The sequence below is a fragment of the Mucilaginibacter sp. A3364 genome, from assembly GCF_059690715.1.
Map to the genome: position 1 here is coordinate 1,085,769 of NZ_JCAWED010000002.1, position 24,278 is coordinate 1,110,046.

The window sequence follows — 24,278 nt, forward strand, 5'->3', positions numbered from 1 at the left end:
AATATGTTAACTATAAAATTACAGATAAGGATTTTACTATGCAACAGCCTTTGTTGTATTAGTTAAATATATTTAGCCTCAACCTGTTGCTTATTAACCAAAAGGTGTAAGGCCTTTCCAAATACAATAGCATGGTTATTGGGTATATGCCCTGCGGGGAAATCAAAGCAAACAGGATATTTATACGCCTGCACCACATTCATCACGATTTGTGCAACGGTGTAACCGAACGGTATATCATTATCTTTAATATCAGTAAAGCCGCCCACCATTAATCCCGCCAGGTTTGCTAGTTTGCCGGCACGCTTCAGGGTATGCAGCATGCGGTCAACCGAATACAGGTACTCGCCAACATCTTCAATAAATAATATTTTACCGCTATAATCCGGGGCTGACTTTGAACCAAGGGCCGCTATTAGCAAACTTAAATTACCGCCTATTACCTGTCCTTGCGCTTCGCCATTACGGTTAATGCCATGCGAGTTAAAGTGGTAATGAACTTCCTCGCCGAACAGGGCCTTTTTAAGGCTAGTAAGCGAAGCAGAAGAAGCATCGGGTATATTTATCGGCATTTGTCCGTGAATGCTTTGCAGCCCGCAATTAGCGTGTATATGGGTATGTAAAAGTGTAATGTCACTAAAGCCGATAAGCCATTTCGGGTTTCGTTGAAGCGGCGCGAAATCAACTTTATCTATCATCCTTATTGTGCCGTAGCCGCCACGTGCAGCAAATATGGCTTTAATGCTATCATCTTCAATAAATCGCTGCAAATCTTGCGCCCGCAGGTCATCATCACCTGCAAATTGGTGAAAGCCGGCGTCCACGGTGTCACCCAACACTACTTCAAGCCCCCAAGCGGTAAGCAGCTTTATAGCATCCGTCATAGGCGAGGGCAGTTTTTTTGCCGGGCAGGTTATGGCTACCTTGTCGCCTTTTTTCAGAAACGGCGGTTGAATTGCGGTCTTAAGCATATTCAATATTAAAAAAAGTTTTCCGCAATGGGCGGCTCAATGTTATAAAACGCTTTGCTGCTTTTAGCTTCCCTGCCAATAGCTTATCTTTGCGCATATATTATGTCGCAACTTAACAACTTTAAACGCTACACCATTACATCGGCTTTGCCGTATGCCAATGGGCCATTACATATCGGTCACCTGGCAGGGGCCTATTTGCCTGCTGATATTTTTGTGCGCTTTTTACGCCTCAAAAAAAAAGATGTAGTGTATATATGCGGATCGGACGAACATGGAGCCGCCATTACCATTAAAGCCAAAAAAGAAGGCACCACGCCCCAGGCTATCATCGATAAATATCACGCCCAGATCAAACAAAGCTTTGAAGAGTTTGGGATCGGTTTCGATATTTATCACCGCACTTCATCGCCTGTTCATCATGATCTTTCGCAGGAGTTTTTCCTGAATCTGTATGAAAAAGACGAGTTTGTTGAGAAATTTTCGGAGCAATATTATGATGAGGGTTTCGATCAGTTCCTGGCCGATCGTTACATCATCGGTACCTGCCCTAACTGCCATAATGATAATGCCTACGGCGATCAGTGCGAAAAATGCGGAACTTCATTAAGCCCGACAGACCTGATCAATCCCGTATCAACCCTGAGCGGCAAGACGCCCATCTTAAAACCGACCAAACACTGGTACTTACCGCTGGATAAATACCAGCCCTGGTTAGAGCAGTGGATCGACGAGAAAGAAGGCGAGTGGAAAGTAAACGTATTCGGGCAATGTAAATCATGGCTAAAATCGGGCCTGCAGCCGCGCTCCATGACCCGCGATTTGGATTGGGGTATCGACGTGCCATTAGAAGAGGCCAAAGGCAAAAAGCTATACGTATGGATGGACGCCCCGATAGGCTATATATCGGCCACCAAGCAATGGGCCCAGGATAATGGCAAAGACTGGAAACAATACTGGAAAAAGCAAGACAACGCTGAAGACGATACCTGCCTCATCCATTTTATTGGTAAGGATAACATCGTTTTCCACTGCATTATATTCCCGTCAATACTACATGCGCACGGCGAATATGTGCTGCCGCAAAATGTACCCGCCAACGAGTTTTTAAACCTGGAAGGTGACAAACTTTCAACCTCGCGCAATCACGCGGTTTGGCTGCACGAATATTTGGAAGAATTCCCGGGAAAGCAAGATGAATTACGTTACGTGCTAACATCAATATTACCCGAAACCAGCGACAGCGAGTTTACCTGGAAAGATTATCAGGCCCGGGTAAACAACGAGCTGGTGGCCATATTGGGTAACTTTGTAAACCGGGTGATGATATTGATGCACAAATTTTACGACGGCAAAGTAGATGCCGAAACTGACAAAATTGTGCTGACAGATGATAACCTGAACCAGGAGATTGGCGATCTGTATGATTCTATTGAAAGCAGCCTGGAAAACTACCGTTTCCGCCAGGGTATGCAAGCCGTGATGGATATGGCGCGTTTAGGTAATAAATACCTGACAGAGAAAGAACCATGGAAATCAATCAAAACAGATCCTGCATCGGCTAAAGAAGCGCTGCATAATTGCTTATCTATAATTGGGCACTTAGCTACGGCTTTACAGCCTTTCCTACCGGGTACCGCTAAGAAGATATTTGGTATGCTTAACCTGCCTGAGCAGTTTACTTTTGATCAGGAATTGGTTTTCGCCAATGGCCACCAGCTTAACCCAGCCGCTTTATTGTTTGAGAAAGTAGAAGACGAGGTGATAGAAGCACAACTACAAAAATTGCAGGCTAAAAAACAAGAAGCTGCACCGGTGGAAGAAGAAGTAACGGTGGCCCCCGCAAAGGAAAACATCAACTACGAAACCTTTGCCACCATGGATATACGTACCGGCACCATTTTAACCGCCCAAAAAGTAGCCAAAACCAAAAAGCTGTTAAAGCTTACTATTGATACCGGTATAGATCAGCGCACTGTTGTATCGGGTATAGCCGAATTTTTTGAGCCAGAGAACATCATTGGCCAAAAAGTAAGTATCCTGGTAAACCTGGAGCCACGCGAAATTAAAGGCATCCTATCGCAAGGTATGATATTGATGGCCGAAGACAACGCAGGCAAGCTAACTTTTGTTACGCCTGCGGCAGATTTTCCTAATGGGTCGGTGATCAGGTAAATGGGCGAATGTGCAGATGTGCAGATTAGATTAGCAAATGGGTAAAATTACTTTTTGTTAATCGGTAAGAATTTGCACATTTGCACATCCGCATATCTGCACATCAAAAAAGGTCCCGTAGTTCAACGGATAGAATAGGAGTTTCCTAAACTCTAGATATGGGTTCGATTCCCGTCGGGACCACTAAAAAAGCAAAAGGCATTTAATCTTCAACTGGTTAGATGCCTTTTGCTTTTTTAAGTGGGTGTAAATTGGGGGTACAGTTTTGACTGATTGATTGGTTCGTCAAATTGCTTAGACTTCAATCTTATCCATTATTCTTTGTTGCTCCTTTCCACTTCTATCAACACCTCGTAATCAGTAACGACTAAGCTTTATTCAATAATCCTATCGTAGCCCATGTTATAAAAACCATAACACGTAACGGAATCTGAGATCAAAATTTTTAAAGAAAAAAGTGCAACTGAAGTTTCGGTCAGTTGCACTTTTTTTAGGAAGGCGCCGGGCTTCGATCAACTGTACACGTTTCAAATCTTATGCTTGCGTAATATCTCTAAAATCACTGGCCTTATTTTGTTAACCATACGGTCAAATCCAAGGTCGTTGGGATGTATGCCATCTGTTGTTCCTTCCTGATCATCTCCCAACAGGCCATCAGCGCTTATCAAGTAAAGGTTCTTATCATGTTTCTGTAGCTTTTCTATCTCCTGTTTAAAATAGCCGTTTTTTTGTTTTACCCTTGCAGCTATCGTCGTATCAAAAGTGCCTTTTTCGCGGGCCACGCTTTCGATAGCGATGATCGGTGTATTTGGATGGAACTTGCGAATAGTATTCACCAAATTAGCCGTGCGGGCCAGTACCTCATCTGCAGACGGGTTGGGCACGCAGTCTAAAATAAAGGCATCCATAGGCAATGGCGCGATCATGTCGGCCACGGCGGGTTCCATTTTTCCGTTGCCGCTAAAACCCAAATTGATAAAGTTATACCCTGTTTGGCGGGAAAGCTTTGCCGGATACGCTGTTCCAGGGCGGTTGGCCGAAGCGCCTTGAACTATGCTGGATCCGTACACCAGGATATTCTTTTTAAACGGCTGATCGCCGCCTATTATACTCGCGCCCGGGTCGGTACCGATCTGTAGCGAGATGGTCTCATCGTAGGTTGGTAAAAACAACAGGCATTCTTTTTCGCCCGGGGCCATGTTTTCAACAACAACAACATCCGAACATTCGTGCGTCTGCGGACGTGCAACGCCCGCAAACTGCCATCGGCCATCACGCCTGATGTAAAGGTCCATACCTTCAAATGCGATCCCGGTCATGTTATCAGAAGGAACCCGTTTGTTGGTACACCATTTAGCACTGATCTTAGCACTATTGGTACGAAAGCTTATAGCCAGGCCGGCGGAATGCGTAGCCAAACCTTTAACACTTTTGGGCAGATCCGGGTAAGCGACGGTATCTAATCGATGATAAAATGGTTCGCTTTTCTGCATCTTACCAACCAAGGTAAGCTTTCGGGCATCCGTGAATACCATCGGGGTTTGCGTTTGCTGTGCATGCGCGCGCTGCTGTACTATAATAAAGCAGCATAAGGTCAACATTCGTGCGTATAGGTTTTTCATAATTAGTGTAATGAGCGGCCTTGGCCTTGTAATTAACGTGGTTAGGTTTAAAAGATATTCCGTGAAAATTTGGTATTTGTCCCGGCAATTTCCGTGCACGGACTATATCCATAGGTCGATGCCATTTAAGAAATGTCTACCGGGTTAGGTAAAATTACCGTTATAGTAATATAATCCTAAAAAAAAATATTTTCAAAAAGTATGTGTGTTAACGCTAAAATTTACACTATAATCATATAAACCCAATTATAAGATCTTTCCTGAAAATGACACGCGACGAATATCTGCAGCTATTTGGCAAGTATGTGAATGGCCGGGCTACGCCTGAAGAATTGGCGCTGCTAATAGCTTACCGGGACAACTTTGAATTACCGGAGATAGGAGAGTTTACCCCAACTCCGGAAGATATTGCTGCTGTCAGAAAAATCAAGGAAAAGACGGATAGTACCACAGGATATTCATCGGTACGTAAACGCAACAATTATAACGGCTGGTATATTGCGGCAATGGTTCTGACCTTAATTATTGTAGTACTGTTTTCATGTAAAAACAAACAAAGTGATACAGCTACACCAAATATCAAGATTGAAAAAAAAGCAGTGGTTGACGCAAAACAAGGCCGCGAAAAAGCGGTGCTTACGCTTGCCAATGGTAAACAAATCGTCCTGAACGATACTGCTGAGGATATCATGATCCCACAAAGCAATAGCAAGATCAGCAAAAAGAAAAATGGCGTATTGCGTTATGTCGTAACGGCAACCTCTCTAAATAGATCACAGGTAGAAGAATACAATACCATTACCACCCCAAGAGGAGGCGAATACCATTTAGAATTACCGGATGGCACCAAGGTTTGGTTAAACGCCGCGTCCTCATTACGTTTCCCAACCGCTTTTACAGGTAAAGACCGAAAGGTAAAACTGACCGGCGAAGGTTATTTTGAGACAGCGAAAGACAAAGCCAAACCTTTTAAAGTGAGTTTTAACGACCAGGAGGTGGAAGTTTTAGGCACGCATTTCAACATCATGGCCTATGCAGATGAAAGTTTAGCGATAACGACTTTACTGCAAGGATCTTTAACGTTATCTCGTGATCAATTCAAACGGTTATTATCGCCAGGGCAACAGGCCATAGCGAGTGTTGGGCAGAATGGATTTAAGGTACAGCAAGCCAACGTGCAACAGGTAATGGCCTGGAAAAACGGTTTTTTCATGTTCCGCAATATTCCTATTGAAAAGATCATGAGCCAGGCATCAAGGTGGTACGATGTAAATGTTATTTATAAAGGAGAACCGGTTGATAAGACCTATGGTGGTCGTATTTCTAAGTATAAAAATATATCAGAATTACTCCATAATTTAGAATTGACCGGAACAGTACACTTTAAAATTGAAGGGAGGAGGGTAACAGTTATGCATTAAATCATTACCTGATAATTGTTACCCTAAAAATGATCACCAGGAGCGTTCGTACCGCTCCCGGTGATCTCAGCTTTGAAAAGCTGTGCCGGGTTTGAATAATGACCGTTTGAGAACAACCAATTATAGTAACCTAACATGCGAATTTACAAAATTATCACTGCAATTAAATGCAGGTCGTGTACCTGCATTTCACCTAATTTTTTGAAGATAATGAAATTGACCATTGTTTTATGGGTAGTTGCCATCATGCAGGTAAGCGCTAGTGGCTATGCCCAAAAAGTGAGCCTAAATGCCAGGAACGCCTCACTTGACGATGTATTAAATAACCTGAGCGAACAGAGCGGCTATAATTTTCTGTATAGCAGCGACCTGATGAAAGAAGCGAAACCTGTTGATGTATCCCTTAGTAACGAAACATTGAGTAACGCTTTGGAAAAGTGCTTTAAAAACCAACCGTTAAGCTATATTATCAATGGTAATACCGTTGTTATTAAAAAGAAAGAGATACGCGAGGTTCCCCAGGTAACAGCGAAAGCCCCCGTAGTGATCACCGGTACCGTATCCGATCAAAAAGGATTACCCTTGCCCGGTGTGAACGTGCTGTTAAAGGGTACCACCACCGGCGCTACAACCGATGCGAACGGAAAATATACTTTACGTTTACCGGATGATAATGGCACACTGGTATTCAGCTTCATCGGCTTCTCGACACAAGAGATAGCCGTGACCGGTAAAAACATAATCAATGTTACCCTGGAGGAGAAACCTTCGGCACTTAGCGAAGTGGTTGTAGTGGGCTACGGCACGCAACAGCGTAAAGATATTATTTCTGCTGTTTCATCTGTAAAAGGAAAAGACATCGCTAACCTGCCGGTAGCAACGCCGCAGTCCCTGATCCAGGGCCGTGCTTCGGGTGTACAGGTGGTGCAAAACTCGGGCGCTCCGGGTAGCGCGGTAACACTGCGTATACGTGGTACCACGTCTATCACCGCCGGTAACGATCCGCTTTACATTGTGGATGGTGTGCCTATCGAGTCGGGAACATTGAACAGTATCAGTCTTTCGGGAAGCCAGACCTCAGCACTTTCTGCGATCAATCCTGACGATATCGAATCAATGGATGTGTTGAAAGACGCGGGTGCATTGGCTATTTATGGTTCGCGTGCGGCCAATGGGGTGGTATTAATTACCACCAAACACGGCCGTAAAGGTGCTACAACTTATGACCTGAATTTTTACACCGGTATACAAAACGACAACAAGAGCCGTCGTGTTAAATTGATGAACAATGAGCAATCTATTGATCTTATACAAGAAAATCGCTCTAACGCGCTAGCTGATGGCGTTACTACCTTGTACGGCTTTTTACTGCCGGCTCCTGATGGCACCGTGGCTAACACCAACTGGCAGGATGCTTTATTCAGACAAGCTGCCATGTCGAACTACGACCTGTCTATCCGTGGCGGCGAAAACAAATTAAGATTTGCTCTGAGCGCCGGCTACTTTGACCAGGACGGTATCATCATCAACTCGGGTTACAAGCGTGGTACAGGCCGGATCAACCTTGATTATGATGCGAGTAGCAAATTCAAATTCGGTACCAATATTTCATTGACTCGCTATGATAACAAACGCGTATCAACCGAGGACGGCGACCGATCGTTGATACAGGTAGCCTTGAAAAAATCACCTTCGCTGCCAATCTATAATCCGGATGGCACTTATTACCAAGGCGATGTATCGGGCTTTATTAACCCGGTGGCTTTTGCCAATAAGATCAAATACACTAACCAGGTGTCTACCGTTATCGGCAACATTTACGGCGAATACAATATCATTCCCGATCTGAAATTCAGAAGTACATTCGGTATCGACTATGCCTCAGTGCTTGACGTTTTCTTCCAACCTTCGGACGCGGTACGTAATGGCGTTGCCAGCGGTAGCACATTTTCCTCTACCGTAGATAGCTGGATCAATGAGAATACTTTGACCTATACCAAAACCTTGGGCAAGCATAACTTTACCGGCTTATTGGGCTACAGTTTGCAGGAACGCAGCTCGTACGCCATCAACGCGGCCGGTACACAATATGCCACCAACAACATCTACACACTGAATGCGGCGGTATTGCCAACAACGGCAAGTTCTAGCACGTCTGCTTATGGTCTGTCATCTGCATTTGGTCGTTTAAGCTATTCATACGGCGACAAGTATTTGTTAGAAGCCACTGCCCGCCGTGACGGTTCATCGCGTTTTGGCGCTAACCGCAGATATACGATCTTCCCGGCATTATCTACTGCGTGGCGTATATCTAACGAAGAATTCTGGAAAAAGAACGAGGTGGTGAATGACCTGAAGATCCGCGCCAGTATTGGGAAAACCGGTAACCAAACCATTGGCGATTATACTGCGCAGGGACAATATGCAACAGGCGGCAGCTACATAGGCCAAAGCGGTATATTTTTAAGTACCATACCTAACCCTGATCTCACCTGGGAAACCACCCTGCAATATAACGCCGGTTTGGATATCTCCATGTTAAAGTCGCGCATCTCTTTAAATGTGGACGCGTATGTTAAAAACACATCGAACCTGTTGCTAAACGTGCAACTGCCAGGAACATCAGGCTTTGGCTCGGTACTCAGGAACGTAGGCGCCACGCAAAACAAGGGTCTGGAGTTTACGTTGAACACTATTAATATTGAGAATGATGCGCTTACCTGGAGCAGCAATTTCAATATCTCCTTTAACCGTAACAAAGTAACGCAACTTTACGATGGTGCCGACAATATAATTGTAACCTCCGGCGCAGGCTTGACTGGTTCACTTACCTCGTACAGCATCATACAGGTGGGAAGCCCAATAGGTAGCTTTTATGGTTGGAAACACTCGGGTGTTTACCGTTATTCGACAGATAATACAACTGGTATTTTAAATACCAGTGTTGGTACCAACAATTACAAATTTAAAGGCGGTGACCTGATATTTGAGGATGTCAATAAAAATGGCACCATTGATAACTTTGACCGTACCATCATTGGTAATGCTCAACCTAAATTCACCGGTGGTTTTAATAACTCTATTAAATTCAAGGGCTTTGATCTGAACGCTTTAATGACCTTTAGCTATGGCAACGACGTGGTGAACGGTACCCGTTATTCGTCCGAGTCGGCCACAGGTTTTGTTGGCTCATTATCGTTATTACGTCGCTGGAAGAATGAAGGTGATATCACCGATATCCCACGAGCTACTTCGGCAGATCCGGGTGGTAATAAAAGGTTCAGTAACCGCTGGATAGAGGATGGTTCATACCTACGTTTAAAGACAATTACCCTGGGTTACCAAATACCGAAGACCTTAACAAGCAAGTTAAGCGTACGTAGTTGCCGTGTTTACGCTACCGCCCAAAACTTATGGACACTTACGCGCTATACCGGCTATGACCCAGAGGCAAGTTCATTCAATTCAAGTGTTGCGCAGATAGGTATCGATCAGGGGACTTACCCGCAGTACCGCGCATTCATTTTTGGTTTAAGTGTTGGATTTTAATTTTAAGAAAAAAATGAGAACCAGTATAAAAATGATTATCGTGTTGGCTTGCTTTTCGGCATCATCATGTAAAAAAGTTACAGAACAGATCCCCGATAGTATCATCACCCCAACAAATTTTTACAAGACCGCTTCAGACGCGGATAATGCCATAAACGCCTGTTACGATGCTTTGCAGGGCAGCCCTTTTAACTACATTATTTGGGGCGACGGCCGTGCAGATATGTTAGCCAGTACCGACCGCTCGTCAGGATCAGACCTGCAGGTAACAAGTGGCAACGTATCGGCTACTAATGATTACGCCGGCTGGAACGCTATGTACGCAGGTATTAACCGTTGCAACAGCGTGATCAAGAACGTACCCGGCATGACCGATGCAAGCTTAGCGGCCCGCAAGGACCGCATTATAGGCGAAGCGTACTTTTTACGCGCCCTGTTTTATTTTTACCTGGCCCGCACATTCGAGAACGTGCCATTGATATTGCAGCCTTACGAGGACCTAAGCGGAGACTTTTATCCTAAAAAGACAGACCGAGCCACTTTGTTCACCCAAATAGAAAGCGACCTGAAAAAAGCGGAGACCATGGTGCCTGACCTGCCATTTAGTACCGTATTGGAAAATAAAGGTAAAGCTACGAAAGGTGCGATCAGAACAACTTTGGCCGACCTGTATCTGTGGCAAAAGAAATACCAGGCCGCGGCCGATGCCGCTAACCAGGTGATCACCGGCGCAGGTAATTATAGTTTAGTATCAGGCCCTAACTTTGCTACCATATTCACCGCAAAGAATACGACCGAATCCATATTTGAGGTACAGTATAACTATACCTATCAGGAAGGGAATAACAATAACATTACCGAACAGTTTTTACCGATAGGTGGTACCATTACCGCAGGTAACTTACGTCTTCAACCGAGCAACGCGTTGTTAGCGGCCTTACCTGCTAATGATAATCGTGCGGCCATTACCTATAAAAACACAGGAGCCGTACCAGCACCTTTCCGCGACGCTAATAAACTGTATATCGCCAAATATCCGGGAACACTGGTTGGTAATATACTTTATTATGATGCCAACCGCATAGTTTACAGATTAGCCGAGGTCATTTTATTCAGAGCCGAAGCCTTGAACGAACTGGGCCAAACGCCGGACGCGATAACGCTGCTTAACCAGATCCGCACCAGGGCCGGTATTGGCAACACCTCCGCGGTAACGCAGGCTGATGTAAGGCTGGCCATTGAAAGAGAGCGCTTTGCTGAGCTGGCCTTTGAAGGCAAGCGTTATTATGACCTGGTACGTACCGGTCGTTACGCGGCGGTGACCGGTTTTACCGACCCTAACTTTTTGCGTTGGCCTTTACCAGCACAGGAGCTTATCAGAAACCCTAACTTAGTTCAAAACACTGGCTATTAATCTACTTAAGACCATGAAAATATATCAAAATATTAAAATGCTGTCCATAGCCATCTTGTTAATGGCAGCTATAGTTGGATGTAAAAAAGAGGAGACCTACCCGCCGATCACCGATTATATTTACGTAACGTCGACCGCGGTCACCGGCTCGGGCAGCACCGCCCAAACCACGATCACCAATTCGGCTTCGGGTAAGGTATCGGTAACGCCGGCTACCGCGCGGGTTTATGTTAATACACCCAAAACTACGGACGTAGTGGTCAATTATACCTTATCAGGCACAGCGGTTGCCGGTACTAATTACACCGCGCCAACACCTTTAAGCGTTACCATCCCGGCAGGTAAATGGTATGGCGATATTTCTATACCGGTGATCAATACGCCATTGGTAGGTGGAAATAAAACCATTATCATAACTTTAACCGGAGGTACCAACAACATCCAAATCGGTGTGGGTACAGACCGTAATTATAAAGTTTTTACTTATACCCTTACAAACTGATATGCCTTATAAATTATTCAGCATACTATTGCTTGGTTTAGTATTTAACCTGGTAACTAACAAGGCTCATGCACAACCCCGCCCGCAAGGCGGGGTTGATGTATGTATATACGGCGGTTCTTCAGCAGGCGTAATAGCGGCGTACACCGCGGTTAAAATGGGGAAAAGCGTAGTACTGATAGAACCGGGGCAACGTTTGGGCGGTCTGTCAAGCGGCGGCCTGGGGTTTACAGATATTGGTAATAAATATGTAGTGACGGGATTGGCCCGCGACTTCTATCGAAGGATAGGCCAGCATTACGGCCGATTTGAGCAATGGACCTTTGAGCCTAAAGTGGCCGAAGCTTTGTTTCTGGACTATGTTAAACGCGCCCAGATCAAAGTGATCTATGATCGCCGTTTGATCAAGGTGAACAAAAAAGGCCTGGTCATTAACAGTATCGTACTGGAAAGTTCGACAGGTAAAGCCGGTAGTTTAAACATACAGGCCAAACAGTTTATTGATTGCAGCTACGAGGGCGACCTGATGGCCCAGGCCGGGGTTAGTTATACCACAGGCCGGGAGGCTAACGCGCAATATGGCGAGACCGTTAACGGTGTGCAGTTAAAACATGAGCATCAGTTCCCGGACGGTATCGACCCATATAAGATCCCCGGAAAACCGGAGAGCGGTTTACTTTGGGGAATAAGCGACGCCAAATTGGAGCCTACCGGTACCGGCGATAAAAAGATACAAACCTATAACTATCGTATCTGCTTAAGCAATGACCCGGCTAATCGCATAGAAATAACCAAACCCGCGAATTATGACCCGGCTAAATATGAATTATTGCTGCGCTACCTGGCGGCAAAACCGGGTAAGGACCTTTGGGCTTTTCTAAAAATGAGCCCGATGCCCAACCATAAAACAGACATTAACAATAACGGCCCTTTTTCAACCGATATGATCGGGATGAACTACGAATACCCGGAAGGTGACTACAAAACCCGCGAAAAGATAATTGCTGAACATGAGGATTACACTAAAGGCTTGCTTTATTTTGCGGGGCATGACCCACGTATGCCCGAGCATCTGCGGAAAGAGATGTTAACATGGGGTTATCCAAAGGACGAATTTGTAACTACCGGTAACTGGACACCGCAGTTATACGTTCGTGAGGCCCGCCGTATGGTAGGCGCTTACGTGATGACCCAGGCCAACTGCGAACAAAAAGAGGTGGTGAAAGATGGCGTAGGCATGGGTGCTTACAATATGGACTCGCACAACACCCAACGTATCGTAGTGAATGGCATGGTAAAAAATGAAGGCGATGTACAGTTGCGTGGCATTAGCCCATACCCTATCGCGTATCGTTCCATAACCCCTAAAGCTACCGAGTGTAGTAATTTGCTGGTGCCGATATGTTTGTCGGCTACGCATATGGCCTATGGCTCTATCCGTATGGAACCGGTGTTTATGGTTTTAGGTCAGTCGGCAGCGGTAGCGGCCATTCAGGCTATTGATAAACGCATACCTGTACAAAAAATAAACGTAGCCGCGCTACAACAACAACTGAACGATAACCCGTTGGCAGATAAAAGCCTGCCCGAGATATTGGTAGATAACGACGCGGCCGGCAACGTAACTATAACAGGCAACTGGAAAAAGGAAAAGAATGGCGGCTATGGGCCATCATATCTATACGACATGACGAACAAAAGCAGCGTTAAGTTTAGCCCGGCAGTTAAAAAGGAAGGCAGCTATGATATTTATATCTATTGCCCTAAAGTTGCTAAAGCAACAGATGTAACCATTGTAAATATATACGATGGGAAAAAACTTGAAAAACACAAGATAAATAAGGACCAGATACAAGTGATCGGACAAGCATCGGGCGAGTGGGTTTCCCTCGGCACAGTGAACCTGTCACAAGGCAAGACAGGTTACGTAGAGATCACCTCAGAGGGCGCTAACGGCGTTGTTGTTGCTGATGCGGTGCTCTTCGTCCCGAAAAATAATTCAAAATAAAAAACATGACCTTAAATAGAAGACAATGGGTTAAATGCGTTGGCGCATCGGCCACCGCATTGGCTTTACCTTCGTTTGGCGTAGCCAGCGAATATCGCCCCCAACAAACAACTAATCATAAGATAATTAATGCGGGCATAGGCGGAAACAACACGAACGAAATGCTGGCCAGGCTGGATAAGGATTGCCTGGCACATCAGCCTACGCTAACCATATTGATGGCCGGCACCAATGATATGAACAGCGTTAAACATGTTCCCTTAGATCAGTACGAAAAGAACATGGACGAAATGGCCACACGCATCAAAAAAAGTGGCAGCAAATTGCTATTGATGACCATACTGCCAACCTACGAACCATACCTTATGACGCGCCACCCCGTCGCGTTTTACCAGCCCGAAGGTGTGGCCGTTCGCCGGGAACAGGTGAACACCGTTGTTAAACGTATAGCCAAAAAACATCGCGCGCCTTTGCTGGATATCGGGCAGCGTTTTAGCGCTATAGGTAAAATAGGCTTGGATAAAGATTCGCTGATACAGAACGAAGCGAACTCCAACAAAACCGACGGTATACACCCTACCCCTAATGGCTATCGGTTTATAGCTCTGTCGTTATTCGACCGGATAACCGATCTGAAACTGCCCCTTGAACGCATAGTTTGCTTTGGCGACAGTATTACCCGGGGTGATGGCAGCACTACCGGGAATAGCTATCCCGGTTTTTTACATCAACTGTTAAGTACGATGACCGATGAGAACGGATAGCCCTGTGAAACAACTTTTCTCGCTGCCGCTGGTAGTGGCCGCGTTGGGCTATTTTGTTGATATATATGATCTGCTACTGTTTAGTATAGTACGTGTCCCCAGCCTGAAAGCCCTGCAAATACCCGACGAACTTTTGTTATCCGAAGGTGTGCATTTAATCAATGTACAAATGGCCGGGCTATTGATCGGTGGTATATTCTGGGGTATTTTGGGTGATAAGAAGGGGCGCTTGTCGGTTTTATTCGGCTCCATTTTATTGTACTCGCTTGCTAATATCGCCAACGGCTTCGTCACTAACATCGATCAATATGTTATACTGCGTTTCATTGCAGGTATTGGCCTGGCGGGCGAGCTTGGAGCAGGCATCACATTAGTAGCCGAAATATTACCCAAACATTTACGCGGTTATGGTACTTCGCTTGTGGCATCCATAGGTTTATTGGGCGCTGTGCTGGCTTACGTTGTGGCCGATCTTTTTGATTGGCGGATAGCTTACATGATAGGCGGTGGCCTGGGATTGCTTTTGTTATTATTACGCTTTAACATATTTGAATCGGGCATGTTCCAGCAGGCTAAGAAAGAAGAGGTGGCCCGGGGGAATTTCCTCATGCTTTTCAGTTCAGGTGCCAGGGCCATGAAATACTTGCGCTGTATATTGATCGGCATTCCTATCTGGTTCGTTATTGGCATCCTGATCACCTTCTCGCCCGAGTTCGGCAAGAGCCTGGGCTTGAGTTTTCCGGTAGAGGCAGGCAAAGCGGTCATGTTCAATTATATCGGCCTATCACTTGGCGACTTGAGCAGCGGCTTTTTAAGTCAGCGTTTACATAGTCGTAAAAAGGTAGTATTGCTATTCATGTTTTTGACGGCAGCATTCGGCGGCGTTTACCTGTTCATGATGCCCGACTCGATATGGTTTTTCTATGGCCTTTGCCTGTGTTTAGGCTTCGCGATAGGGTACTGGGCCTTGTTCGTTACTATAGCTGCCGAACAATTCGGCACCAACGTACGGGCTACCGTTGCTACCACTGTGCCCAATTTTGTGCGCGGCAGTGTTAACCTGATGACACCGGCTTTCCTGTTGCTTAAAACAACGCAGGGCGTAACAGGTGCGGCGGCCATAGTTGGTGGGTGTACCATCATATTAGCACTGCTTGGCTTATGGAAAATGGAAGAAACTTACAGCAAAGATCTTGACTACAATGAAACGGTCAACTGATCTAATTAAATTTAATTTAGACCCTTCATCACCCATGATAAAATTATCAATTCAGCGCATTACGACCGTAATTGTGGTTACGCTGATCCAGGCATTTAATGCGAATGCGCAACAGGCAGCGCACTTGTCCACGCCATCTTCAGAAAGTTCGATCTTTTTACGGTCGTCAAACAGTGTGGGCGGTAAATACGCCTGGCAAATGATCAAAGCTAGTGAGGTGACAGGTGGCGGCGAGGCTATATCAAAGACCGGTCAGTCGACAGGTAACTGGCAAAAAGCCATTGTTCCGGGCACGGTGCTAAATAGCCTGGTGGCCAATAAAGTTTATCCCGAACCATACTATGGTGATAACAACCGCCGATCCAAAAAGATCATTCCCGACATCACAGATGCCGGTTCCGAGTTTTACCATTATTGGTTTCGCACATCATTTAACACACCAGCTACTTTTAAAGGCAAACGGACCTGGTTAAAGTTTCATGGCATCAATTACCGTTGCGCTATTTGGGTAAACGGCGTTCAGGTTGGCAGCATGGCAGGTATGTTCAATACCCAAAGCTTTGAGGTTACAAAAGTGCTTAAAAAAACAGGCCGCAATGTGCTTGCTGTTGATATTTTACCTGTGGATCACCCGGGCTCGTATTACCGGCCGGGACAGGGACGTGCCGGCGCCGTGGGCGAAAACCATAACGGCGGCGACGGCGAGATAGGCAAGAACGTGACCATGCTAATGAGTGTTGGCTGGGATTTCACCTCCCCCGATGGTATCCGCGACAGGAACACAGGGATATGGCGCGATGTAGAGCTTTTCGCTACCGGCGACGTGACCCTTGCTAGCCCATTTGTACAAACCGACCTGCCACTGCCGGATACTTCATCATCAAGAGAGACCGTATCGGTTGAAGTGAAAAATGCATCTACCAAAGCTCAAAAAGGCATATTGTCAGGCATCATCACCGAGACGGGTAGTACCTTCAGCAAAACGGTTTCGCTTGCACCTAACGAAACGAAAACGGTAGCTTTTACACCCGAAGAATTTAAGGCGTTGACCATTAAGCGGCCTAAGCTTTGGTGGCCTATCAACAAAGGTGGTCAGCACCTGTATAACTTGAAACTTAAATTTACCATCGCGGGGCAGGTAAGCCATAGCCTTAGTAGTAAATTCGGTATCAGGGAGATCAGTTCTGATCAGAACACGCCTGATAAGTCGCGCCGTTTTTATGTTAACGGCCAGCCTATCTTTATACGCGGCACCAACTGGGTACCCGAGGCTATGCTGCGCAATAACGAACAACGCACCTATGCCGAGTTACGTTACACCAAACAAGCCGGCTTAAATTTGCTGCGTTTGTGGGGTGGTGGTATTGCCGAGTCCGACTATTTTTATCAGTTATGCGATGAATTTGGCTTACTGGTTTGGAGCGAGTTCTGGATAACAGGCGACACTCGTATGCCAGCCGATACCGCGCTATACTTTAAAAACCTGACGAATACAGTAAAACGCATCCGCCAGCACGCATCATCAGCTTATTACGTGGCGGCCAATGAGGGTGGCGAGATACCTGGCACTGCCGCACTGATCAAAAAATTTGACCCGACCATCGGCTACCAGGTACAATCAGAATGCTGCGGCGTGCATGATGGCAGCCCGTATAAATACGAAAACCCGATGCAGTATTTTGAGAACACCGCGTCAAAAAGAGGCAGCCGTGTGGATGGCTTTAACCCAGAGTATGGCGCGCCGAGTTTGCCGATAGCCGAGTCGATCAAGAAAATGATGCCGGGCACGGATGCCTGGCCGATCAATAAAGATGTTTGGGACTACCTGGATGGTAACGGCTTTCACCAGATGACCACTAAATATCGCCAGGCGGTAGATGAATTTGGTCCCTCATCTTCTATCGAAGAGTTTGCCAAAAAAGCGCAGTTCGTTGGCGCGTTAAATTTCCGTGCGATATGGGAGGTATGGAATTATAACAAATTCAACTTCGGCGACCGCTGGGCCTCAGGCTTCCTGTTCTGGTATCACAACAGCCCGCTTCCGCAAACTGCGTCAAGGATGTATGATTGGTATTTGGAGCCTACAGCAGCCCTATACTATTCGCAAAACGGACTGGCGCCATTACACCCGCAGTACGATCATCTAAAAAATACTGTATCCGTTTACAACGACTATCGAAAAGCTTTTAACGGTTACAGCGTAGAAGCCACGGTGTATGATCTTAACTCAAAACCGGTATGGCAAAAATCAGCAAAAGTTAATATCCCGGCGGATGGCCTGGTGAAAGACGCGCTGAAGATCGACTTTCCAACGGATATTACCTCCGTGCATTTTATTAAACTGAAGCTGAAGGATAGTACAGGAAAACTGGTTAACGATGCTTTCTACTGGCGATCAACAACCGCCTACACCGGTGCCTGGAGCATGACGGGGCCTGCGGTATCAGGTTTTCAGGACATCAACAAACTGCCAAAAGCAAAATTGAAAGTGAGTGTCAAAAAGATCAAGATAGGCCATAAGCAAGGCCTGGAAGTACTTGTCAATAACCCGTCGGGATCACTGTCGTTCTTTACGCAGTTGAAACTACAGGACGAAAAAGGCAATAACTATGCGCCTACTTATTATTCGGATAACTTTTTCAGCTTATTACCGGGCGAATCGAAGACGGTAATTATCGAAATCCCTACAGAAGCCACCAAAGGCAAAGTAAAACTAGTGACCGATGCTTTTAATGCAACTGCTACAGCACAAATTATACAGTAATTGATCAATTAAATTAGATTAAGGGCATCTGAAAAGATGCCCTTTTTTATGGGCGGTTCTTGGCTGATAACTTTATTTAACAAATTGCGAAATAAGCGACAGGATGAGCGCTACGTATTTCATAGACATGCGCAAATGTTTTAGCGCGTGAGTGATCTGGTTCTCCACCGTTCGTTTGGATATACCCAGGCGCATGGCAATTTCCTGGTTAGACAGCTGCTCAACCCTGCTCATCTGGAATATCTCCTGACAGCGCTTAGGTAAATGATCCATGTGGTCATATAGTTCGTGATGCATGTCGTGTTCATTCAACCGCTCTGCGCCTTCGTTATATACCGCGTTAGATTCCTGGTCCGCAACTTCTTCTGCCTGTATATGTATCGGACGTTTAACCCGGTAGTGATTGTGTACCTGGTAACGGATCGCGGTAGTTAAAAAAGCGGGGAAAGATTGTATATCCAAATCGGCCCGGCGCTCCCAGATATTCACAAAGATATCATGAACGATCTCCTCGCATAATTCCTTGTCGCGAATGTGCGCGCAGGCGGTTTTATACAGCTTTACCCAGTAGCGCTCGAAAAGCACCTGGAACGCGGCCTCATTATCATGACGCACGGCATGCCATAGTTCAATATCTGTACCGGATAGGGATCTCATAATTTAACTGGTTCCTAAAGTTAAAAAATGATCAACATATATCCTAAATGGAATTAATTGAATTTTTTTTTTTATTTATGTGTGTGCATCTCCCATTTGTGATACATTCAATATGTAAGTACATACATTATTATGACCGCTAACGAATTTCAAATACTGTACAAAAAGTTCATGGAAGGCAAATGCACGCCCGAAGAGGAAGCCGCCCTGCATGCGTACCAGGATGAAATAAAGTTGCTCGACGCTAACTGGGACGCTGATCTTGGTGACCAGCAGCTTATTCACGACAGATTGAAGAACCGGATACACGAAAGTCGCTATGGTAAGCCTAAGAAAAACTATACCTGGCTTAAGGTGGCTGCCTCAATCCTGGTGCTCTTCAGTATCAGTTATTTTTGGCTGGCTAAGCAAAGCCAACCTGTAGAAACTACCGGCGTTACAAAACAGCTTATCAAACCCGGCAGTAATCAGGCTTACCTTATTACTGCAGAAGGCAAAAAGATCCTGCTTACCGACGCTAAGAATGGCCAATTGATGGTACAGGCTGGTGTGCAGGTTTCAAAAGCCAAAGACGGGTTACTGGTATATGATCTGTCATCTTCAAAGCACACGGGTGACGAATTGATCCATAACACCATAGCCACGCCACGAGGGGGGCAGTATTGGGTAACCCTGGCTGATGGCTCAAAAGTATTGCTTAACGCAGCCTCATCACTTTCGTTTCCGGTGGCTTTTAAAGGTAAAGAGCGTCGTGTGCAATTACAGGGCGAAGCGTATTTTGAGGTTGCAAAGAATGAAAAGATGCCTTTTATCGTTGAGGCCAATGGTACCAACGTGAACGTACTGGGCACTCATTTTAATGTGAGCGCTTACGCGGATGATAACGCGGTTACGACAACCCTGTTAGAAGGCAGTGTACGCTTGAATAAAGGTGCGGCCAGCGCCATGCTAACTCCGGGCTTCCAGGGTATTGCTTTAAATGCAGAGAGCGGTTTTAAGGTACAACGTGCCGATATTAAAACCACCATAGCCTGGAAGGAAGGATATTTTTATTTTAAGGAGATGGACATCAAGTCTATTATGAAACAAATGGCACGCTGGTATGATATTGATCTTGCTTATGAAGGGCCACTTAATAAAAATGAGCGTTTTAGTGGTAAAATATCCAGGTACAAGGATATTACGGAATTGTTAAACAACTTCGAACTCACCGATTCCATTCACTTCAGGATAGAAGGGAAGAAGGTAACGGTAATCCAATAAGATATATTAATCCGGATTCAAGTTTAATAAGAAAGGGCACCTCCGATACCGAAGGTGCCCTTTCTTATTATCATCGCTTTTGGTAAACTTAGTAATTCAGCGTATCGGTTTTTGAATAAAATGTATCGATAGCACCTTTAGGGATGTAAGCCGTTTTAAAGATAAACTTTTGTGCAGGCTTAGCATTGGTTAACAAAGTGGTATCGCGGTTTTTGGCCGTGAATACCGATGCCGTGCTACCGTTATTTAGCGGATAATAAACCCGCACACCAACCATTGCTGATGAGGTATCCGTTTCAGAGAACCATTGTATACCCGTAGTGCCCGATACCGTGATCTTAGCTTTATACACCCGGTTCACTAATGTCCTGATGTAATTTTGCCCGAAAATGGAACCGTTCTTTTCCGTTACTACCGAACGATGACCGGCTGCATCAAAGCTCACGGCTTGAAACGAATATATCCCTTCGGGAATAGAAGGTATCATGATGGTTTTATTCTTAGCCAGGTCGGTCTTGTCAATTGTTGCTTCAACAGAATCGCGACCGCTGTTCCAGTAAATACGCACCTTAACAACCCGCGGATCAGGGCTGATCAGTGCCAACACCTGCGCACGGTTGATGCCCGAATTAATGGTTAGCGAAACGGGTTTGCCTGGATACACGGCCTCTGCGTTATCCAGGTATTTGGTATAGTCGCCTGTGTACTTTTTGCAGCTCCCGACAAAGAGCAGGATAGCCAGTAACAGGAAGGGTATAATGCGTGTTTTTTTCATAATAAGCGTATTAATTGGTGCCATAAAAAGTTAGTTCGGCCAGGGCCACATAAGTTACCAGGCCCCAAGTGGCAGTTGTTTTAAAGCGCCAGTAACGGAATTTACCGGCAGTAGCCTCAAACTCGTACTCTTCGCCTGCTCTAGCCTGTGCTATATCTGCCGCCGTTACCTTACCTAGTGGTGAACCAGAAGGTTTGACTGAATTGAAAGTACCTACGTAGGTCCAGCTGTTAAAGCTGCCATCGCTGGTAGGGTTATTGCTTCCCCACATCTCGAATGCTGACGGTTGTCCGCCGGTGTAAACGTTCAGATCGCTTGGCGGGATGTCCGGATACATGATCATGCGGCTAATACGATAAGGTGCTCCCATGTCGAACGAGAACCACTGCGGGATCAGGGTAGTTGGTTTGGTTTGGAAGATGGTGCCGCTTTGCGCGCGTATACCGTCCCATAATACAGGCAAGGCCCTGGCTCTGCCCTGCGCCGTATGAATATCGTATGTATCAGACGGCAGATAGAGTGGTAAGAATTTGCTTCTGTCGATTAGGCTTTCCTGGAAAGGCGTAAGGTTAGCCGTCAGCGTATCGGTGCGATTGTTCCAACGATCGGTAATCGCAACACCAAAGTCGCGCGCTGTTGCTTCCAATCCTCTTACACGTATACGGCCGCCCGGCGCATTGCTATAAGAGGTTTGTATCTCTTTCCATTGCGAAGTGCTTACATCTTTTTGCAGCACATGGAACACCAGGCTTGACAACGTAGGATTTGAATAATCAATATTCAAACCACCAAAAGCAGCATAAAATGCTTTCTTTAGTTTGATGGTATCCATCACCAGTTTGTACGCCGGGCGCAGGGTCTGTATCTTGATCACTACCGGGGCAGATTCAACCTCGCCTACGGCTACCGAAGTTAAGTTAATGTCATAACTGCCTTCGCTGGAGAAGCCGTCAACCTGCAACGTGTTCTTGTAGATCGCCGATTTGGCCTCTCTGGTTTCGCCGTTATCCAGCTTGTAAGTAGCTTTAATGTAGCGCAGATCGGCGCCTTGTGGCAGGTCATACGTAATAATGGCGCCGCCTGGTATAGATACATAACTATAATTTGTTACTACTGAAGGTTTTTCACCTGTTTTGAGGGCCTTTAAACCATCGTCTCTTTTACATCCTGCCCAAACCAATAGCAGTACAAATGTTACTGCTGTTAGTATGCTTAATTTTGCTTTCATATCTTTTAAATTAAATTACCAACCAGGGTTTTGAGTTAATTTTGAGTTTCTGCGCAGTTCGCCTATGCTCATAGGCCATAGGTAGTCGCGTTGCGCAAAAGTGCGCGAATACAGGGTGGCCTGGCGATAGAACAACTGCGCGTCTTTTTCACGGATGCTCCAGCCGGTGATATTCGTATTCAGTTCTTGCTGGGCTGTTTTCCAGCGGCGCAGATCCCAAAAACGCTTTCCTTCAAACATCAGCTCGATAGAACGTTCGCGACGGATAATGTCACGCAAACCTTCTTTGGAGTTAGGTTTGGCCGGGTTGCGGGCAAATTGTGTCCATGATGTTTGCACGCCTAGTAAACCTGCTCTTTTACGTACAAGGTCCAGCTTCGCGATAGCATCCCCATTCGGGCCGGTAGCTTCGTTTGATGCTTCAGCGTAAAGCAAATACAGATCGGCCATACGGATGATTGGGTAAGGATACTCATACACGGTGAACGAGTTAGAGGCAGCGGTAACATTACGATAGCTGGCCAGCTTTTTAGGGGTATACCCGGTAGCAGAGTAAGTTCTGATATTCACCGGTGCGGCGTTACCACCCGGTTTGTAGTTTAAGTTAAACGCGCTGTTATCATTAGTAAGCGCGCTGGTAAAATAGCGTCCGCCATCAAAAGCTAACGACGCGTAAAAGCGATCCTCACGGTCAAAGTGCATACCAACGGTAGTGTAACCAGCGGTAAGGTTGTACATGTATTTAGAAGTACCGGTGGGTACCGCTCTCAGTGCAAAACGGTTACCATAATCATAGGTTTTATCTTCATCTATCGGTACACCGTTGTTGCTGTAGTACAACAGGGCAACGTTGATGGTCGGTGACAGATAACCGGTTAATACGCTATTATCAATAAAAGCAGGGTCATAGCTCCTGATCGTAGCCGCGGCCTGCACATCCCGGGTAGCACGTGATACGTTGTTCACCCATATCTGTTCCGGATTATTTTGGCGCTCGGCGATACTTTCGCGGTAGCTCATCTGATTAATGGTACTTGTTTGCGGCGGTGTAGTTAATGTAAGCGGCGGCGTCCACTTAAAAAGCGTACGGCCATAGCTTTCCGCAAATTCAACTGCAATCTTGCAGGCCTCAGCAGCTTTCACCCATTTGTCGTTATTGAATGTCGGGTTGAAAAAAGGCTTGCCATCGCTTGTGCTAAAACCAGAATAGTCGGAATTACCGTTAAACAAAGGACTGGCTGCTGTAACCATTATTTCTGCCTTTATAGAATAAGCGATCAGTTTGCTGATCCGGCCGTATTCATTAATGGTGCTGATATCATCCGGTAGGTCAGGCACCGCGCTATCGATTAGGGAGGTGATATAGTTAAAGCATTCGTCTACCGGTTTACGCTCTATCTGGGTCTCCAAAGGATCGGCGGTAGTGCTCACATTAACATCCATAATGTGAATAGGGCCGTACATGCGCAGCAGATAGTAGTGATAGTATGCTTTCAGGAACTTAACCTCAGCCGACCAACGCTTCTTCTCCAGATCATCCATATCCGGCACAACAGCAATGTTCTCTAAAAAGATATTACAGTCGCGGATGCCTCTCCAAAGTGCTTTCGCCTGACCCGAGCCATCCCAGTAATTATTTAAAGGGCTGCTGGTATTTTGGTTACCCAAAGCGATGTACCAGTTACTAAAAGTGCCGGTAAGAAAGTTAGATGTTGAGCTTAGCCAAAGTTCATCACCGGCAAAAAATGCTGGGTTTGATTCCAGGTCGAAGCCGCCCGGCATCCAGTTATAGCAGGTATTCAGGTAACGCTCGGCCATTACCCGGCTTCTGAAAGCGTTATCCAGCGTTGGCACGTTATCGGGCACAATATCCATGTATTTATTACATGATGTGGCACAGATAGCGACCAGGAACAGCAATATTTTAAATAGTTTTTTCATGATCA

The 24,278-nt window shown here is 45.8% G+C and carries 16 protein-coding genes and 1 tRNA gene; 11 read left to right on the forward strand and 6 right to left on the reverse strand.

Translation table 11 applies throughout. The features are described 5' to 3' along the window. Positions 1-62: 62 nt before the first annotated feature. Entirely contained in the window at positions 63-971 is a 909-nt protein-coding gene (locus AC59JT_RS17180; RefSeq protein WP_497401241.1) for a S66 peptidase family protein, read from the reverse strand. Between the two features lie 102 nt (positions 972-1,073). On the opposite strand from AC59JT_RS17180, the gene metG reads away from it, so the two are divergent. Next, a complete protein-coding gene (gene metG, locus AC59JT_RS17185; RefSeq protein WP_497401243.1) occupies positions 1,074-3,146 on the forward strand; it encodes a methionine--tRNA ligase in 2,073 nt (690 codons plus the stop codon). Between the two features lie 111 nt (positions 3,147-3,257). Further along, positions 3,258-3,329: transfer RNA gene (locus AC59JT_RS17190), tRNA-Arg, on the forward strand. Between the two features lie 344 nt (positions 3,330-3,673). Here AC59JT_RS17190 and AC59JT_RS17195 read toward each other — a convergent pair. Beyond that, positions 3,674-4,768 carry an SGNH/GDSL hydrolase family protein gene (locus AC59JT_RS17195; protein ID WP_497401245.1) on the reverse strand — a complete coding sequence of 365 codons (1,095 nt, stop codon included), beginning with the start codon at positions 4,766-4,768 and terminating at the stop codon, positions 3,674-3,676. A 266-nt stretch (positions 4,769-5,034) separates the two neighbouring features. On the opposite strand from AC59JT_RS17195, the gene AC59JT_RS17200 reads away from it, so the two are divergent. From AC59JT_RS17200 to AC59JT_RS17235, 8 genes are all read left to right on the forward strand, one after another. Continuing rightward, positions 5,035-6,189 (forward strand): FecR family protein, encoded by a 1,155-nt coding sequence (locus AC59JT_RS17200; RefSeq protein WP_497401247.1) that lies wholly within the window; start codon positions 5,035-5,037, stop codon positions 6,187-6,189. Positions 6,190-6,399: 210 nt separating this feature from the next. Then, positions 6,400-9,738: a TonB-dependent receptor gene (locus AC59JT_RS17205; protein ID WP_497401249.1), complete on the forward strand. Its 3,339-nt coding sequence runs from the start codon at positions 6,400-6,402 to the stop codon at positions 9,736-9,738. Between the two features lie 13 nt (positions 9,739-9,751). After that, positions 9,752-11,152 (forward strand): RagB/SusD family nutrient uptake outer membrane protein, encoded by a 1,401-nt coding sequence (locus AC59JT_RS17210; RefSeq protein ID WP_497401252.1) that lies wholly within the window; start codon positions 9,752-9,754, stop codon positions 11,150-11,152. 13 nt (positions 11,153-11,165) lie between these two features. After that, entirely contained in the window at positions 11,166-11,654 is a 489-nt protein-coding gene (locus AC59JT_RS17215; RefSeq protein WP_497401254.1) for a hypothetical protein, read from the forward strand. Between the two features lies 1 nt (position 11,655). Continuing rightward, the gene (locus AC59JT_RS17220) at positions 11,656-13,662 is read left to right on the forward strand and encodes an FAD-dependent oxidoreductase (protein ID WP_497401257.1); all 2,007 of its coding nucleotides are present in this window, start codon (positions 11,656-11,658) and stop codon (positions 13,660-13,662) included. 5 nt (positions 13,663-13,667) lie between these two features. After that, on the forward strand, positions 13,668-14,426 hold the full coding sequence (locus tag AC59JT_RS17225) for an SGNH/GDSL hydrolase family protein (RefSeq protein WP_497401259.1): 759 nt from the start codon (positions 13,668-13,670) through the stop codon (positions 14,424-14,426). A 4-nt stretch (positions 14,427-14,430) separates the two neighbouring features. Further along, positions 14,431-15,645, forward strand: coding sequence for an MFS transporter (locus tag AC59JT_RS17230; RefSeq protein ID WP_497401261.1), 1,215 nt, complete (start codon positions 14,431-14,433; stop codon positions 15,643-15,645). Positions 15,646-15,679: 34 nt separating this feature from the next. Next, positions 15,680-18,409: a glycoside hydrolase family 2 protein gene (locus AC59JT_RS17235; RefSeq protein WP_497401263.1), complete on the forward strand. Its 2,730-nt coding sequence runs from the start codon at positions 15,680-15,682 to the stop codon at positions 18,407-18,409. Between the two features lie 72 nt (positions 18,410-18,481). Here AC59JT_RS17235 and AC59JT_RS17240 read toward each other — a convergent pair whose 3' ends face one another. After that, on the reverse strand, positions 18,482-19,066 hold the full coding sequence (locus tag AC59JT_RS17240; RefSeq protein ID WP_497401265.1) for an RNA polymerase sigma-70 factor: 585 nt from the start codon (positions 19,064-19,066) through the stop codon (positions 18,482-18,484). A gap of 132 nt (positions 19,067-19,198) precedes the next feature. Between AC59JT_RS17240 and AC59JT_RS17245 the strand changes: the two genes are divergently transcribed. Then, entirely contained in the window at positions 19,199-20,329 is a 1,131-nt protein-coding gene (locus tag AC59JT_RS17245) for a FecR family protein (protein WP_497401267.1), read from the forward strand. A gap of 88 nt (positions 20,330-20,417) precedes the next feature. Here AC59JT_RS17245 and AC59JT_RS17250 read toward each other — a convergent pair whose 3' ends face one another. Genes AC59JT_RS17250 through AC59JT_RS17260 form a run of 3 tightly spaced genes read right to left on the reverse strand, consistent with a single transcriptional unit; the run spans position 20,418 to position 24,273 of the window. Continuing rightward, positions 20,418-21,104 carry a DUF4998 domain-containing protein gene (locus AC59JT_RS17250; RefSeq protein WP_497401269.1) on the reverse strand — a complete coding sequence of 229 codons (687 nt, stop codon included), beginning with the start codon at positions 21,102-21,104 and terminating at the stop codon, positions 20,418-20,420. Between the two features lie 10 nt (positions 21,105-21,114). Next, positions 21,115-22,332: a DUF5000 domain-containing lipoprotein gene (locus tag AC59JT_RS17255; RefSeq protein WP_497401271.1), complete on the reverse strand. Its 1,218-nt coding sequence runs from the start codon at positions 22,330-22,332 to the stop codon at positions 21,115-21,117. A 15-nt stretch (positions 22,333-22,347) separates the two neighbouring features. Further along, the gene (locus AC59JT_RS17260; protein ID WP_497401273.1) at positions 22,348-24,273 is read right to left on the reverse strand and encodes a RagB/SusD family nutrient uptake outer membrane protein; all 1,926 of its coding nucleotides are present in this window, start codon (positions 24,271-24,273) and stop codon (positions 22,348-22,350) included. Positions 24,274-24,278: the final 5 nt, after the last annotated feature.

Excerpts from the sequence above, each read along its gene's own strand:
- AC59JT_RS17180 (WP_497401241.1), bottom strand. The coding sequence starts at position 971 with ATGCTTAAGACCGCAATTCAACCGCCGTTTCTGAAAAAAGGCGACAAG.
- metG (WP_497401243.1), top strand. The coding sequence starts at position 1,074 with ATGTCGCAACTTAACAACTTTAAACGCTACACCATTACATCGGCTTTG.
- AC59JT_RS17195 (WP_497401245.1), bottom strand. The coding sequence starts at position 4,768 with ATGAAAAACCTATACGCACGAATGTTGACCTTATGCTGCTTTATTATA.
- AC59JT_RS17200 (WP_497401247.1), top strand. The coding sequence starts at position 5,035 with ATGACACGCGACGAATATCTGCAGCTATTTGGCAAGTATGTGAATGGC.
- AC59JT_RS17205 (WP_497401249.1), top strand. The coding sequence starts at position 6,400 with ATGAAATTGACCATTGTTTTATGGGTAGTTGCCATCATGCAGGTAAGC.
- AC59JT_RS17210 (WP_497401252.1), top strand. The coding sequence starts at position 9,752 with ATGAGAACCAGTATAAAAATGATTATCGTGTTGGCTTGCTTTTCGGCA.
- AC59JT_RS17215 (WP_497401254.1), top strand. The coding sequence starts at position 11,166 with ATGAAAATATATCAAAATATTAAAATGCTGTCCATAGCCATCTTGTTA.
- AC59JT_RS17220 (WP_497401257.1), top strand. The coding sequence starts at position 11,656 with ATGCCTTATAAATTATTCAGCATACTATTGCTTGGTTTAGTATTTAAC.
- AC59JT_RS17225 (WP_497401259.1), top strand. The coding sequence starts at position 13,668 with ATGACCTTAAATAGAAGACAATGGGTTAAATGCGTTGGCGCATCGGCC.
- AC59JT_RS17235 (WP_497401263.1), top strand. The coding sequence starts at position 15,680 with ATGATAAAATTATCAATTCAGCGCATTACGACCGTAATTGTGGTTACG.
- AC59JT_RS17240 (WP_497401265.1), bottom strand. The coding sequence starts at position 19,066 with ATGAGATCCCTATCCGGTACAGATATTGAACTATGGCATGCCGTGCGT.
- AC59JT_RS17245 (WP_497401267.1), top strand. The coding sequence starts at position 19,199 with ATGACCGCTAACGAATTTCAAATACTGTACAAAAAGTTCATGGAAGGC.
- AC59JT_RS17250 (WP_497401269.1), bottom strand. The coding sequence starts at position 21,104 with ATGAAAAAAACACGCATTATACCCTTCCTGTTACTGGCTATCCTGCTC.
- AC59JT_RS17255 (WP_497401271.1), bottom strand. The coding sequence starts at position 22,332 with ATGAAAGCAAAATTAAGCATACTAACAGCAGTAACATTTGTACTGCTA.
- AC59JT_RS17260 (WP_497401273.1), bottom strand. The coding sequence starts at position 24,273 with ATGAAAAAACTATTTAAAATATTGCTGTTCCTGGTCGCTATCTGTGCC.